1 protein-coding gene is annotated in these 403 nt (G+C 26.3%); it reads right to left on the bottom strand.

Going from position 1 to position 403, the window contains the following annotated elements:
• Positions 1–3: 3 nt before the first annotated feature.
• A partial coding sequence (locus EQ827_RS08925) for an ABC transporter permease (protein WP_181190618.1) occupies positions 4–403 on the bottom strand: 400 nt, incomplete at its 5' end.

Genomic DNA, 403 nt, shown 5'->3' with positions numbered 1-403 from the left:
ATTTTAAGATTTTCTCCAATCCATTAATAATCCGGTTAAACCTATAAATAATAAAAAGTAAATAAAAAGTACTAATATGTCTAAATAAAAATTTTTTGTTATATTACTAGTAAAGGCTGCTTGAAATGCATTTGCAACATATGTTGTTGGAAGTACAACCGCAATATATTGCAAAAATTTTGGCAATTGATTTACATCCACCATAACCGGTGATAAGAAACTAATAAACATCATAAATGCTTGTGAAGTAATATTAGTGACAGAATGATTTTTAGATGTAAAACCGATTAACACACCAAAAGATACACATGAACCAATGCTTAAGAAAAGAATCATCAATGATACGAAATTAAAATCTAATTTTATATGAAAAAGCCATTGTCCAAAAAGTGAAGTTATAAAT

Origin of the sequence: Bombilactobacillus bombi (assembly GCF_013607485.1) — a bacterium.
Classification (GTDB): Bacteria; Bacillota; Bacilli; order Lactobacillales; family Lactobacillaceae; genus Bombilactobacillus; species Bombilactobacillus bombi_A.
This window is presented reverse-complemented; position numbering and strand designations above follow the sequence as displayed.